Genomic DNA, 15,146 nt, shown 5'->3' on the forward strand with positions numbered 1-15,146 from the left:
TCTCTATTCATTATCTAATCAGGCACCTGATTGGCTCTGACCACCGACCGTTGCAATAATCGTAACCCGTTTATTTTCAGGAATTTCCTGATAAGAAAGCACACTAATCTGATGCTCACCATAACGCACAAATTTCGCCAGCAAAGGTCTGATAGGTGCCGCTACCAACAGTATTGATGCCCTGCCTGCAATCTCCTGCTGCTGCGCCACTTCAGCCAGAGAGTTTTGCAGCCGTTCAGCCATCATCGGCTCAATCACCAGTCCATCACCACTCTCGCCCCGCTGCACCGATCCCAACAGCAACTGCTCCAGCTGCGGATCCAGCGTAATCACCGGCAATTCGGTTTCATTACCAACAATATTCTGCACAATCATCCGTGACAACGAAATCCGTACCGCTGCTGTTAAACCCTGAGGATCCTGAGTCCGCGCTACCGCTTCGGCCAGCGCCTCCGTTATCGTCCTGAAATCCTTGACCGGAACCTGCTCCATCAGCAGGTTCTGCAATACTTTTAGCAGTGTACTCACAGACAGCTTGCCAGGTACTAACTCTTCTACCAGTTTTGGGGACGTTTTTGCCAGAAGGTCCAATAGTTTCTGCACCTCATCATGCCCCAACAACTCATGAGAGTGTGCCTGAAGGATCTGATTCAGGTGAGTTGCCACTACCGTTCCGGCATCCACCACGGTATATCCGAGGGTTTGCGCTTGCTCTTTCTGACTCTGTTCAATCCATACAGCATCCAGTCCAAACGCTGGATCTTTTACATCGATCCCTTTCAGCGAGCCAAACACCTGACCTGGATTGATGGCCAGCTCCCGGTCAGGATAAACCTCTGACTCACCGACAGAGACCCCCATAAGGGTAATTCGGTACGCCCCGGGCATCAGATCGAGGTTATCCCGGATATGCACGGACGGAACGAGAAAACCCAGATCCTGAGAGAGTTTTTTACGCACGCCTTTAATCCGACTCAAAAGCTGACCGCCCTGCAACTTATCCACCATCGGGATCAGGCGGTAGCCGACTTCCAGGCCGATCATATCGACTGGCATCACATCATCCCAATCCAGGTCTTTAATATCCTGATCCGGCTCGGGCTGTTTAACCTGCGCAACACTCTCCTCTTCTAAACTAGCCGCTTCAGCAAGGTTACGCTGTTGAATAAAGTAGGCGCCAATGCCCGCAGCAATTGCCAGCGATAAAAATGCCACATGCGGCATCCCCGGAATAGATCCCATAATAAACAGAATGCCAGCCGCCACCGCCAGCGCTTTTGGCGAACCGAACAGCTGGCTAATCACCTGCTTACCCATATCCTGGGAAGAGTTAACCCGGGTCACCATGATCGCCGCGGCTGTTGACAACAGCAACGAGGGTATCTGTGCCACCAGGCCGTCACCGATGGTCAGTAATGAGTAGTACCGGGCCGCCAACTCGAATGACAGATCATGCTGCAGCATGCCGATTCCCAGACCACCGAGAATATTGATCACCAGAATCAGTATACCGGCGACCGCATCACCACGGACAAACTTACTGGCGCCATCCATAGAACCGTAAAAATCGGCTTCCTGAGTCACCTCCTGGCGACGATCTTTAGCATCTTCCTGACTAATCAGTCCGGCATTCAGATCAGCATCGATCGCCATCTGCTTACCCGGCATCGCATCCAGAGTGAAGCGGGCACTTACTTCGGATATACGCCCCGCACCTTTGGTAACCACCACAAAGTTGATAATCACCAGAATCATGAATACCACCAGACCGACGACATAGTTCCCCCCGATCACTACTTCACCAAAGGCTTCAATAACCTTACCGGCGGCATCTCCCCCTTCGTGACCATAGAGCAAGACTATACGGGTGGAAGCCACATTGAGCGCCAGACGCATAAGCGTGGCAATCAGAAGAATGGTGGGAAAAACAGCAAAGTCCAGGGGGCGCATCGAATAGACACAGACCAGCAAAACAACGATGGAGAGGGCAATATTAAAGGTAAACAGCGTATCCAGCAGAAACGGCGGCATCGGCAGCGTAACCATGCCAAGCACCAGCAGCAGTAGAAAAGGGATACCCAGATTCCCTTTACCCACTCCACGAACATTACTGTAGATCGCCGCTCTGTCCACTTACGCCCCAAATGAGATTTAGCCGCCCGAAAAAGCGTCAAAAAAACATCACAATAAAAATAATTATTTTAAGATTGAAAAATAACATTAAAGAGAGGCTAAAAGCATCAATTTTTTGACGCTTTGCTCACCACAGCATGAGAAATGCAAGAATCCAGCCAGATAACGAAAAATCACTCATCCTGACGCAGCTCGTCCGGAATATCCAGATCTCGGGATACTTCCTTCGGCGCAGGACCTTGCTGCTTCTTATAACGCTGCAACTGAAACACATAGGCCAGCACTTCCGCGACCGCTTTAAACAACCCCGAAGGGATCTCTTCATCGACTTCGGTTGAGTGATAGATAGCTCGCGCCAGAGGGGGGGCAGAAAGAATTGGGATATCGTGCTTATCGGCAATCTCGCGTATTTTCAGGGCAACAAAATCCCCCCCTTTAGCAACCAGATAGGGAGCCCCACCGCCGGACTGATCATATTTCAGCGCCACAGCATAGTGCGTAGGGTTAGTAATAACCACATCCGCCTCAGGCACAGCCGACATCATTTTCCGCTGCGATATTTCCCGCTGCAATTGTCTGATCCGTCCTTTAACCTCAGGTTTACCCTCGCTGTTTTTCATCTCATCCTTGACCTCTTGAAGGGTCATTTTAAGCTTCTCAGTATGGTCGTATATCTGAAACGGCACATCGACCAGCGAGATAATAATCATCGTCGAACTCATCACCAGAAATGCCCAGATCACCAGCTCAGTCGCATGGGACATCGCCGGAAACACATCCTGGGTGCCAAGTGAAAACAGCGCTTGCCTGGAGAAATACAACACCAGAAAGGAGAGCGACCCGACCACCAGAAACTTCGCCAGCGCCTTAAATAGCTCAAGCAGCGCTTTCAGCGAAAACATCCTTTTAATTCCCGCCAAAGGGTCGATTCTGCTGAGTTTAGGCGCCATCGCTTTCATACTCAGATTCCAGCCTCCCAGCGCTAGCGGCCCAACGATAGCAGCCGTCAGCAAAACCAGGAAGAAACCGAAAAGCGCCTGTAAAGCTTCGGACAGAGAATAACCCAGATGGATAAACATCAGGGCGGGATCCATCACCGCTTCCCGATCGAGACTGAAGTTAAACTTCATCATCCCGGCCATCTTGTCAGCCACCACGCCGCCAAACATCATTGCGGCGGCGGCGGCGGACAGCAGCAGAACAGTGGTCGTCAGCTCCTTAGAACGGGCGACATCCCCCTTTTCTTTGGCGTCCTGTAATCGCTTCGAGGTGGGCTGTTCGGTTTTTTCCTGACCGCTATCTTCAGCCATCGCTAAAGCACCCCCACACCGACAACCTGATCCAGATAGTTAAATGCAACAGAAACAAAACGCTGGTACTGCCCCAGAAATCCTTCCAGACTGACCCAGGTGATCACCAGCCCGACCATCATGGTAAAAGGAAAACCGATAGCAAATATATTCAGTTGGGGGGCCGCCTTCGCCATCACCCCAAAAGCAAAATTAATGACCAGCAGCGCGGTTACTGCAGGCAAAGCCATCAACAGGGCACTGGCCAGCATCCAGCTACCCGATTTCGCCAGTGCCATATACCCGGAAACCGGTAGTCCTCCCTGCGAAACCGGTAACACAAAAAAACTCCGTGCCAGCGCCTCAAACATCACCAGGTGTCCATTAAAAGCCAAAAACAGCAACATCACCATCATCAGATACATCTGCGAAAGCACCACCACTGAAACGCCATTTGCCGGGTCACTGACCGAAGCAAATCCAAGACCCATTTGTGAGGAGATCAACTGTCCGCCCAGTGAAAACACCTGAAATAACAGCTGAATAACAAATGCCATTGCAGTACCAATAATGATCTGCTGAGCAACCAGAATATAGGTTTGCAGCGACATCCCACTTAACAGCGGCATCTCAGGCAGCGTGGGTAACAACACAACCGTCATCGCCAGCGCCAGACCAAGGCGGATACGCGCAGCGACCAGCTGAGTACCGATCATCGGCACAACCATAAAGAATGATGCTATACGAAAGAAAGGCAGCAGAAACTGAGCGAGCCACTGTTCCAGTTGAAGCGAGGTTAGCTGCAGCACAACCTACCCCAGAAACAACGGAATATTGGCAAAGATATTATTGAAATGATCCATCAACTGCCCGAGAATCCAGGGCCCTGCCCACATAATCATCAGCAGGGTAACAATTAAACGAGGCAAAAAACTCAGGGTCTGCTCGTTGATCTGGGTCGCCGCCTGAAAGGTAGACACCAGCAGACCTACCAACAGTGAAGGCACGACAATTACCGCAACCAGAAGAACCACCAGAAACAGCGCCTCCCCAAACAGATCCAGAGCCATTCCCGGCGTCATAATATGCCCTCCAAAAGCGCCTGCAAAACAATGTATAAACCAACAGGCAGGTAATTTTTTTTACAACCCCTTAAACCACAAAACTACCCGCCAGCGTCCCGATCACCATAGCCCAGCCATCCACCAGCACAAATAACATTATCTTGAACGGCAGTGAGATAATCACCGGTGACAGCATCATCATACCCATTGCCATCAACACACTGGCCACCACCAGGTCGATAACCAGAAACGGAATAAACAGCATAAAGCCAATCTGAAACGCTGTCTTCAGTTCACTGGTAACAAATGAGGGAACCAGAACCGTAAATGGAATATCCTCCGGTTTTTCAACCGCCGGAGTCCGGGAGATCTCCATAAAAAGATTAAGATCGGTTTCCCGCGTCTGCGCCAGCATAAAGCCGCGAAAAGGCATACTGGCGGCTTGCAGAGCTTCAATAGAGGTTATCTCTTCATTCAGATAGGGCTGAACCGACTGTTCATTCACCTTATCCAGTACCGGAGACATAATAAACAGCGTCAAAAACAGCGCCAACCCCACCAGAATCTGATTTGACGGGGTTTGCTGCAACCCCAGTGCCTGGCGCAAAATCGCAAATACGATGATTATCCTGGCAAACGAGGTCATCATCATCATGATCGCCGGCAGGAACGTCAGCAGCGTCATCAGCCCCAGAATCTGGAGCGTCACACTGTAATCGGCACTGCCATCAGGATTGGCTGTAAAGGTAACCGCAGGAATACCGGGGTCAGCCGCCAGCACCGTCCCGGGCAACAGCAAAAGCGGCAGAAACAGAGCTAAGCCTCTTTTCACTCTGCCTCCTTACGGCTCATCACTTGCTGAAGTCTGGAGGCAAACTCGCCCATCGCAACACCCGGTTCAATCAACGACTCATCATAACTTTTTAACAGACTCACCCGACCCGGTGCCACACCTAACAGCAACTGCTGATCTCCTGCCTGAACCAGCACCAGTCGTTCCCGGGCAGTGAGTGGCAGAGAAGCAACCACACGCAAAGCCCGGTTTTGCCCCGGCAAGCCTGAATAACGCTTCACCAGCCAGCCAAGCAGAAAAATCAGCGCAATAACAAGGATCAGCCCCGCCAGCAACTGCATCACTGAACCGGCATTGACCGGACCTGTAACCTGACGCGTGACTACTGCAGGCACGCCATCAGATTCCACTGCGAACGTCAGACCACTGAAGACAGTCAGAAACGCCATCACAAGTACACGACTAAGCCGCCGCAGAACAACATTCGCCAGTGAACGGACACGCAACCGGATCACCTTAGTTTATCTATACGTTCCTGCGGACTGATCACATCAGTCAGCCGGATACCGTAGCGATCATTCACTACCACCACTTCGCCATGGGCAACCAGAGTACCGTTAACCAGCACATCCAGCGGCTCACCGGCCACCCGATCCAGCTCTACCACTGAACCCTGATTAAGCTGCAACAGGTTACGGATTGAAATATCAGACCGACCAACCTCCATCGATAACTTAACCGGAATATCGAGAATTACATCCAGGCTGGGATTATTGAGGGCCGCACCCTCGTCCTTCAGCTCATCAAGATCAATCGCCTGTCCCTGTGAAGCCTCTGACTGAGCCTGTTCAGCCATCGCTGCGCCCCAGTCATCCAGACCATCATCCTGGTCCTGGTTTTCAATATCGTCATTACTCATGGGCAATATGCTCTGTCCAACGGTTTAATCATTTTTAACCCGGCTAATAATTTGTACCGCCAGATTCCCACGGGATGTACCCAGCTTACACTTAAAAACCGGCACTCTGGCCGCCTTCAACTGCAGAGTATCAGAAATATCGATAGGGATAATATCCCCGGCCTCCAGCTGCATAACATCTCTCAACTTCATTTTACGTTCGGCAACAATCAGGTCCAGATTAATCGGTGCACCCAGCATGTCACGCTTCAGGGACGTCAGCCATTGCTCATCCAGCTCCTCCTCTACCGGCTTATAACCAGAGATCAGAATATCCCGGATAGGCTCCAGCATTGAGTAGGGCATCGTCACGTGAAACTCGCCGGTCCCCCCTTCCATATCAACTTGAAAGCTGCTTACGACTACCACTTCTGACGGATTGATCACATTTGCCATCGCCGGGTTTACTTCGTGTCCGAGCACTTCGAACTTAAGCGGCATGACCGGCTCCCAGGAGCCTTCCAGGTCTATAAAAAACTGACCAATCACCTTATTAATCAGACGAATCTCGGTCGGAGTAAACTCGCGACCCTCTATTTTTGCGTGCCGGCCATCCCCGCCAAAAAAGCCATCAACAAGCTTAAACACCAGCTTGGCATCCATCACCAGCAACGCGGTACCGCGCAGAGGAGTCACACGCAGAAGATTGATACTGGTCGGCACATAAAGGGTATGAATATAATCGGAGTACTTCATGATCTGTACGCCGCCAACCGAAACATCGGCGTTATTGCGCAACAGGTTAAACAGAGATATCCGGGTATGACGGGCAAAACGCTCGTTAATCATCTCAAGCGTCGGCATTCGGCCACGAACTATTCGTTCATGGCTGGCCAGATCATAAGTTTTGACCGCGCCCTCATCCTCGACAACGCCCTCTTCGGTCTCAATATCTCCATCATCCACGCCATGCAACAGCGCATCGATTTCATCCTGAGAGAGCAGGTCTTTGACTGTCATATATGCGCTTCCATCACTGCATTATAAATCCGGTGAAGAGTATTTTTTCGACTCCGGGTTTACCGATTTTCTCCTGCATAACCCCCTGAATTCCGACCAGGGCGGCTTGTTGAAGCATCACTTTCCCCTCAGAGGTTCGCAGCGTGTCAAAAGACTGCCGGGAAAACAGCTGATTAAGCACAGAAACAATTTTCGGCATATGCTTAGTCAGTGCAACAGCCACTTCATCATCGCGGCTTTTGGCCTCGACATAGAGTTGCATATAGTGTGTTCGGTCATCCTTACTGGGAACAACAACCGTAAAGTAGGGATTACCTTCGAGAGTTCGAATCTTGGTATAGATAGCCCGCGCAGGTTTTGCAGGCTTCGCATCCTCAACGACCTGCTCTGCATCAGAGCCGCTCATCAAAAACATCGCAACACCGCCCCCTATAATCGCAGCCAGAATAATCCCGGCAACAATAATGAGGATCAGCTTTAATTTCCCGGACCTCTTTACGCCTTCTTCATCAACTGTATCAGTCGTTTCTTCAGCCATTACCTGCCCCACCGTCAACCAGCCGAAAAACCGGCCGATGCATAAAATCACACTCCAGCGCGTAATATAACATACTGATTCGGCGGCGGAAGCAGACGACCTCACATTCCTGGCAAGTTAACTGATCAGGCGTAATAATCGACCAGAGACAGACTCTCTGCGACAACGTCCTCCAGCGCCCCTTCATCCACGCTATCACTCTGGTAACCCATAAAAGAGGTCCCCGAACCGGATTCCTCTCTCTGATTACCACGACTATGGTCTTCCACCGAAGATTCTGACAGATTCAACCCCTGATCAGCGAACATCTCTCTCAGCCTCGGCATATTCTGTTCCAAAGCGTCCCGCACACTGCCATGAGGGGTATTAAACACCACAGTGACCTGTTCGTTTTTAACCTGCAGCCTGACCTGCAATGAACCCAGCTCTGGCGGATCAAGTTGGATATCAGCAAACTGCCCATTTTTTGACGCCATGACCATTACCCGGTCATTGACCGCCTGACTCCATGCCGCCTCACCGGGACGCACACCATGAGGCATTACCTGCTGCACCAACTCCTGAGCCGGACGGGCACCTCGGGATGCAGCCGCCAGCGAATCAGCAAAGCTGGTCAACTGACTCTCCTGACGCCCCTCTGAACGCCCCCCGGAATCAACACTACCGGGCAACTTATCTACTTCGGCCCCGACAGTTTTTAACTTATCCCTGATGCTATCTGCACCCGGCTGCCCACCAGACATAGAAACCGCCTGAGCCTGCGCAGGAGACTGAGGAGCAAGGAGCTCATTATGCTGCCGCCCGGACTGCTGACTGTTTTGGTCCTGTGACAGAGGTCGAGGCAACGGCCCGTCAGCCGGACTGATTACCCCCTTATCTTCCCGACTCGACAGAGCAGAATTCCCGCTCCGGTCAATACGCTGCCCTGAAGCCTGAACCATCGGAGCAGACTCAGCCGCAAACTCCCCGACCATTGCTGCCGGAACCGCCTGCAGACCACCCGCTTGTACCACACCCGCTGGCACAGGTTTAATTAACGCTGCATCCCGGTCATCCGCCAGAGCAGCACTCCCGGCACTTTGGCTATCCGGTGCTGAAAGCTCATTTACATCCCTGACGGATACCTCGCTCTCACCCCCCTGCCCCAGAACATCAGCAGCAATCCGGGAGATTTCTGTTCCTTTGCCCGGCAGCGGCCTTACGTCAGCGGGCCCGACCTCAGCGCGCATCGCTTCACCAGCCCCTGTATGGTGGGGCGCAACACCACTGGGAGTTAATTGACTTGTGAGCGTCTCACGCGCTGCTAATTCAGAAACGACCGCCGACGGAGCCTGTGCACCAGCCTGGACAGCCTGAGTGAAAGACACTCCTTGAGGCTCAGTCGCGACAGCAGCAACCGAATCAGCCGACGTGACACCCTCTGATAGCGAACGATCCCAAGCGCTACCGCCCCCCTTTTCGCTACCACCACGGGTGCTGAAGGAGCCCAATTGTTTCAATGCGGAATCCACCGCCACAGCCAGATCGGCACGACGATACCGGTCGATCTGATTAAGCGTGTCAGCACCCGACTTACCACTAGTATGAAGAGCATCAATATTACTATCTGACAGGCCTGGTGGGGGTGGCTTAAATGATTGCTGTGACTGCTGTTCCAGCGCCTGCTCTTGCCCTCGCTGCGCTATCCTGTCTGCTGTTTCAGCACCCGCCTTAGTGACAACATCGACTACAACCTGCACACCGGGGCGCTCTGCCACATCGACTGCACCGGGACCATTCTCCATTCCGGCAGGCAATAACTGGCCACTATCCGGCAATGTTTGTCCGCTGCGGCCCGGCTCTCCATCCGATTGCTCGCCACTCCCGGACAACGGTTGCGCCTGCAGCAGCGATTCGCCAAACGAGGGAGTCCCGCCCACCGCTGCGCCAGTACCCGGTGAAACACCCGACATTGCGCCGCGGACAGGCGCTGAGCCGACATTCAAGAGTGACCCGACTCCGTTAGGAGCGGAAAGCGTTTGATTCATACTGCATTCTCCGGCAGACCGTTATCTGCTCATTCACTGCACAATCAGTGCCAGAAAAGTCAGATAAAGGGAGGGCGGATTAACTGTGAGCGCTCATCAAGCTCTTTCTGCAGCTGTTTTTCAGCCTGTTGCGACTCTTGCAGCCTGATCTTATCGACCAGCATTTCAACTGCTTTAAAGTGTTGATAGGCACTTTGCCAATACTCTTTCACTTTCTCCAGCTGAGCACGATCCATCTGCAGGGCATTTTCCTGCTGCTGAACAGCAACCCTTAACTTCTGCATGAAAGCCTGATGAGTTTCTATCTGTCCGGGCGAGATACCGGAAGCGCCCACCTGATAAAAACTATTAGCATAGTCTGAATAATAGTTTCTGAGCTGATCCAGCGTCGCTTCACCCTGCTGCACCCTGGACTGCGACTGACCCAGCCACTGATCTGCCTGCTTACGTTTTCGCTCGGCAAGATCAAGCACCACCTGCAACCGCTTTGAGCGCTTCATCACTGAGCCTGATTACCCATAGCGATATTCTGTCGTCCCTGCGGCGCAGGATTAGCATTACCAGGATTAGGCGTTAACACCATCGCCAGATCCGTGAGGCTTTTCTGAAAAGCGTAAGACTCACCAAGACCCTGCTGCAGGAAGGCGCTCATCAACGGCATTCGCTCAATGGCAAAATCGGTCTCCGCATCACTGCCCCGCACATAAGCACCTATTGAGATAAGGTCGCTGTTTTGCTGGAATTTGGAATAAAGTTGCTTGAACCCCATAGCCGCCTGCAGATGATCGGAACTAACGACCTGCGGCATAGCACGACTAATCGATTGCTCTATATCGATCGCCGGGTAGTGGCCCCGCTCGGCCAGCGTACGGGACAGTACAATATGCCCATCCAGAATCGCCCGGGCAGAGTCCGCAATCGGGTCCTGCTGATCATCACCCTCGGTCAGCACCGTATAAAATGCCGTGATTGAACCTCCATCCTTATCACCATTACCGGCCCGCTCCACCAGCCTGGGAAGCTTAGCAAAAACCGAAGGCGGATATCCCTTGGTTGCCGGAGGCTCACCAACCGCAAGCGCGATCTCCCGCTGAGCCTGAGCATAGCGGGTCAGAGAATCCATCAGTAAAAGCACATTTTTACCCTGTTCTCTGAAATACTCCGCCAACCGGGTTGCCAGCTGAGCGGCCCTGAGCCGCATTAACGGTGACTCGTCGGCCGGAGATGCGACTACCACTGCTCGACGCATTCCCTCTTCACCCAGGCTGTGATCGATAAACTCTTTCACCTCCCGGCCACGCTCACCGATCAGCCCCACAACGACAATATCCGCTTCAGTAAACCGGGTCATCATACCCAACAACACACTCTTACCCACACCACTACCCGCAAACAGCCCCAGACGCTGTCCCCGGCCAACACTGAGCAGTGAATTGATTGCGCGAATACCCACATCAAGGGTCTGTTTAATAGGCTGCCGACTGAGAGGGTTAATATTCCGCCCCTGAAGTGACACTGTCGTTTTACAACCCAGCGGTCCGAGACTATCCAGCGGTTTGCCAACACCATTGACAACCCGCCCAAGCAACTCAAAACCCACTTCAACATCGCCACCGCCCTGCATCGGACTGACCCGGGATCCCGGCGCCAACCCTTCCAGCAGATCGACAGGCATCAGATAGATCCGATCACCGGAGAAACCGACGACCTCCGCCTCGACGGGATCCCCATGCTCCGGATAGATCAGACAGTACTCACCCATAGATGCTTTTATACCAACAGCTTCGAGGGTTAAACCGATCAGACGTGTTATTTGTCCGTGAGCCACTGGCGCAGGAATCTGATAGTCCAGCCCCTTAAGACGGGACAGACGTTTTAAAAGCTGATCACTCATGGAGATCCGGTGGCTGAGCGGATCCAGAGGAAGGTTCAGTCTCTCCCCCCATCTGATTCAAAGCGTTTTGCAAGCGGGATGCAGCAGCATCAAAGCGACGCTCAAGGGTATTATCAAGCAAGCCATAACCACTCATCACCTTGCAACCGCCACGGGTAACAGATGACTCCTCAACCAGGGTCCAGTTTTCATTCAGAACCAGCAAAGGTTCCAGTACCGCTACATCGTCCGGATTAAGGATTATTTTAACCTCAGCACCGCTCTGCGGCAGTTGGGCAACAGCGTCTTCCACAGCCTTAATAATTGTTCCGGTATCCTGTGCAATCTGCGCACCGATAACCGCCCGACTAAACTCAGTAATCAGTTCTGCCACTAGCTGTTCGATCTGCGCACTCACCTGCTGCAACGGCTTATCTAACTGCTGTTGCAGGGTATTCAACAACAGCAACTGAGTGTCAATCTCAGCGCGCGCCGCAACCAGGCCTTCCTGACGACCACGGGCGCGGCCCTCTTCAAGCCCCTGCTGCAGCCCCTCATCTCGCCCCTGCTGCAACCCTTCCTGATAAGCATCTTCGCGTATTTTCTCCAGCTCTGACAGCTTCAGACGGCCATCCACAACCTCTTCAACCGACTCCTCTTCGACTGGCTCAGGCTTTCGCTGCAACCCCACCACATGACTGCTTTGCATCACAGGCAGCGTCCACAGAGCAGCAGCCCGGGCGTCTTCCGCACGAATTCTGATGACCGATTTGTCGATAGACTTGATCTGCATTACATCATCTCTTCGCCGCCACCACCCAACACAATCTCGCCCTCATCGGCGAGACGACGAGCCACGCTAAGAATCTCTTTCTGAGCATCTTCAACTTCACTCACACGCACCGGACCTTTAGCTTCGAGGTCATCACGCAACAACTCAGCAGCACGCTTCGACATGTTTTTGAAAACCTTGTCCTGCAAGCCCGTTTCGGCACCTTTCAACGCAACCACCAGGGTATCAGTATTAATCTCGCGCAGAATAACCTGAATACCGCGGTCTTCAACATCTATCAGGTTATCAAATACAAACATCATCTCAGAGATCTGATCACCCAGAGCCTCATCCACCTCACGAATTTTCTCCATCAACTCCTGCTCAGTATTACTATCAAAGTAGTTCATAATATTGGCAGTAGTTTTCAGGCCACCCAGGCTTGCACTCTGACTGGTTGCTCCCGAGAACTGCGATTCCAAAATATCATTCAGCTCCTGCAGCGCCGAAGGCTGAATCTCATCAAGAGAGGTGATTCTCATCATGATCTCCAGACGCACATTCTCATCAAATCGCTGCAGCACATGCGCCGCCTGATCAGGATCAAGATAGGCAATGACCACCGCCTGAATTTGCGGATGCTCATAACGAATAATCTCGGCAACCTGACGGGAATCCATCCATTTAAGACTTTCCAGGCCCGAGGTATTGGTCGTCATCAGAATTCGGTCCACCAGCGTCTGAGCCCGGTCGCTCCCCAGCGCCTGACTCAGCATCTCTTTAATATAGTGGTCGTTATTAATACCGATACTGGTCTGATCACTGATCGCTTCCATAAAGTCAGCCATCACAGACTCGACCGAGGACTGAGGTATATTATCCAGGTTACTCATAGCCAGGCCCAGCTGCTGCACCTCCTTTTGCCCCAGATAGCGCAACACCTCAGCGGCATCAGCTTCACCCAGAGAGATCAGTAATACTGCCGCTTTCTGAACGTTAGTCAGCTCAACACCGGATTCCGTTACCTTATCATTCATTTTCAATCACCCACTGACGGATCGCCTGCGCCACTTTAGCCGGATCTTCAGCAATCATGCTACGGATCGCATTCATCTGATACTCATAGGTTTCATTCGGCGTAGGCGCAAGGGCATTATCAATACCACTAAAGGTAACCTGATCTGCAGATATGCCACTCATATCCAGCGATTCAAGCTCTGAAGCCATATCAGCCTCAGTCTTTACCGCAGCGCCATCTGCGGCCACTTTATGGGCGGCACTGACGGCCAGGTTTTTCATAATAGGCCGCAACACACCAAACACCAGCAGCAAGATAAAGAGCCCACCCAGCACCTGCTTAGCAAGATCGATGACCCATTCCTGCTTCCAGACGGGGATCTCCTCTTCCTGATACACCTCAGGCACAGCAAAAGGTGAATTGATCACACTCACACTATCACCCCGCACAGCGGAGTAACCCACCGCATCCTTAACCAGTATAGTCAATCGATCCAGCTCATTCTGACTCCAGGCACTACGGACTTTCGCACCACCATTCGGACCGGCCGTGGGTATATCATCAACAACCACTGCCACTGACAACCGGCTGACCTGCCCCATCTGATGTTTCGTATAACTAATCGAGCGATCCAGCTCATAGTTTCGGGTCGCTTGTGAGCGGGCATTTTTCGGTCCCGCCGGGCGTGCGCCCCCCCCCTCATTTTGCAGCGATAAGCCGTTAGCACCGACTTCCGGCACAGAACCCGCACCCGGGGGCTGATTGGACAGCGAACCGGGCACGCCACCCGCGGCGGCCTGACCGGTGGTGCTTTCATCGAGAACCTGTTCACTGCGCAGTGCAGGAAGGTCAGGATTATAAATTTCATCGGTCTGCTCAACCGAGGTAAAGTCGATATCAGCAGACACCTCTGCCCGATAACGTCCCAGTCCCACAACCGGCTGCAAAATACTGTTTACCCGATTTACCAGGGTTTCTTCTATTCTGCGGGTATATTCTATTTGCTTGGCGGCCAGAACCACATCGGTATCCATATCCCGGGTATTCAGTAACCGGCCTTTCTGATCAACTACGGTTACATCTTCACTGGATAGCTCCGGGATACTGGAAGCAACCAGATTGGTAATCGCTTCCACCTGAATCGACTCCAGCCGTTTACCAGCGACCAGATCAAGAAACACAGACGCGGTGGGCTTGCGCTGATCACGCACAAATACCGATTGTTTCGGCAGCGCCAGATGGACCCGCGCACTGCGTACTGCCAGCATACTGGTTACGGTACGGGCCAGCTCCCCTTCCAGACCACGCCGATAACGGGCATTTTCCATGAACTGACTGGTTCCGAGACCCTGCTCTTTATCGAGCAGTTCAAAACCGACCGTCTTATCATTGGTAAAGCCCTCGGCGGCCAGGCGCAACCTGGCCTTATGCAGATACTCATCCGCCACCAGGATATTGTGCCCGGTTGAATCAAACTTATAAGGGATACCGTTCAGCTGCAGCTGCTCAACTATCTGATTCGCATCTGCGTAGGAGACATTATTGTAGAGCACCCGGTAATCCGGCTCCTGAGACCAGAGAACAACCGCAAAGCCGATGGCAATGGTGGCCGCAAGCCCTACCATCAGACCTAACTGACGCACCAGCCCCAAGCGGTTAAAGCCAAAGGCTACCGACCCACCTGATCCTGACTGCACTGTTGCGCTCTCCATCTAACCCGG

General features: G+C 52.5%; 15 protein-coding genes. All 15 read right to left on the reverse strand.

The genetic code is table 11. The features are described 5' to 3' along the window. Window positions 1-18: 18 nt before the first annotated feature. Window positions 19-2,133: a flagellar biosynthesis protein FlhA gene (flhA, locus tag KDX31_15560; protein UTW02750.1), complete on the reverse strand. Its 2,115-nt coding sequence runs from the start codon at window positions 2,131-2,133 to the stop codon at window positions 19-21. Window positions 2,134-2,306: 173 nt separating this feature from the next. Then, a complete protein-coding gene (gene flhB / locus KDX31_15565; protein ID UTW02751.1) occupies window positions 2,307-3,443 on the reverse strand; it encodes a flagellar type III secretion system protein FlhB in 1,137 nt (378 codons plus the stop codon). Window positions 3,444-3,445: 2 nt separating this feature from the next. Beyond that, window positions 3,446-4,231 (reverse strand): flagellar biosynthetic protein FliR, encoded by a 786-nt coding sequence (fliR, locus tag KDX31_15570; GenBank protein ID UTW02752.1) that lies wholly within the window; start codon window positions 4,229-4,231, stop codon window positions 3,446-3,448. A gap of 3 nt (window positions 4,232-4,234) precedes the next feature. After that, window positions 4,235-4,504, reverse strand: coding sequence for a flagellar biosynthesis protein FliQ (fliQ, locus tag KDX31_15575; protein UTW02753.1), 270 nt, complete (start codon window positions 4,502-4,504; stop codon window positions 4,235-4,237). Window positions 4,505-4,574: 70 nt separating this feature from the next. Next, the gene (gene fliP / locus KDX31_15580; protein UTW05414.1) at window positions 4,575-5,282 is read right to left on the reverse strand and encodes a flagellar type III secretion system pore protein FliP; all 708 of its coding nucleotides are present in this window, start codon (window positions 5,280-5,282) and stop codon (window positions 4,575-4,577) included. Window positions 5,283-5,314: 32 nt separating this feature from the next. Continuing rightward, on the reverse strand, window positions 5,315-5,785 hold the full coding sequence (gene fliO, locus KDX31_15585; GenBank protein UTW02754.1) for a flagellar biosynthetic protein FliO: 471 nt from the start codon (window positions 5,783-5,785) through the stop codon (window positions 5,315-5,317). A gap of 5 nt (window positions 5,786-5,790) precedes the next feature. Continuing rightward, complete coding sequence (gene fliN / locus KDX31_15590) at window positions 5,791-6,198, reverse strand: flagellar motor switch protein FliN (GenBank protein ID UTW02755.1); 408 nt, start codon at window positions 6,196-6,198, stop codon at window positions 5,791-5,793. Window positions 6,199-6,222: 24 nt separating this feature from the next. Further along, the gene (fliM, locus tag KDX31_15595; protein ID UTW02756.1) at window positions 6,223-7,197 is read right to left on the reverse strand and encodes a flagellar motor switch protein FliM; all 975 of its coding nucleotides are present in this window, start codon (window positions 7,195-7,197) and stop codon (window positions 6,223-6,225) included. A gap of 13 nt (window positions 7,198-7,210) precedes the next feature. Next, on the reverse strand, window positions 7,211-7,735 hold the full coding sequence (locus tag KDX31_15600) for a flagellar basal body-associated FliL family protein (protein UTW02757.1): 525 nt from the start codon (window positions 7,733-7,735) through the stop codon (window positions 7,211-7,213). A gap of 125 nt (window positions 7,736-7,860) precedes the next feature. After that, window positions 7,861-9,762, reverse strand: coding sequence for a flagellar hook-length control protein FliK (locus KDX31_15605; protein UTW02758.1), 1,902 nt, complete (start codon window positions 9,760-9,762; stop codon window positions 7,861-7,863). A 59-nt stretch (window positions 9,763-9,821) separates the two neighbouring features. Beyond that, complete coding sequence (gene fliJ, locus KDX31_15610; protein ID UTW02759.1) at window positions 9,822-10,262, reverse strand: flagellar export protein FliJ; 441 nt, start codon at window positions 10,260-10,262, stop codon at window positions 9,822-9,824. Then, window positions 10,262-11,656 (reverse strand): flagellar protein export ATPase FliI, encoded by a 1,395-nt coding sequence (gene fliI / locus KDX31_15615; protein UTW02760.1) that lies wholly within the window; start codon window positions 11,654-11,656, stop codon window positions 10,262-10,264. Before fliI ends, fliJ begins: the two co-directional genes overlap by 1 nt. Continuing rightward, the gene (locus KDX31_15620; GenBank protein ID UTW02761.1) at window positions 11,649-12,428 is read right to left on the reverse strand and encodes a hypothetical protein; all 780 of its coding nucleotides are present in this window, start codon (window positions 12,426-12,428) and stop codon (window positions 11,649-11,651) included. Before KDX31_15620 ends, fliI begins: the two co-directional genes overlap by 8 nt. Beyond that, the gene (gene fliG / locus KDX31_15625) at window positions 12,428-13,444 is read right to left on the reverse strand and encodes a flagellar motor switch protein FliG (protein UTW02762.1); all 1,017 of its coding nucleotides are present in this window, start codon (window positions 13,442-13,444) and stop codon (window positions 12,428-12,430) included. The genes KDX31_15620 and fliG overlap by 1 nt, the downstream gene beginning before the upstream one ends. Beyond that, the gene (fliF, locus tag KDX31_15630; protein ID UTW02763.1) at window positions 13,437-15,137 is read right to left on the reverse strand and encodes a flagellar M-ring protein FliF; all 1,701 of its coding nucleotides are present in this window, start codon (window positions 15,135-15,137) and stop codon (window positions 13,437-13,439) included. Before fliF ends, fliG begins: the two co-directional genes overlap by 8 nt. Window positions 15,138-15,146 lie beyond the last annotated feature (9 nt).

It is taken from the genome of Amphritea atlantica (assembly GCA_024397875.1).
Lineage (GTDB): Bacteria > Pseudomonadota > Gammaproteobacteria > Pseudomonadales > Balneatricaceae > Amphritea > Amphritea atlantica_B.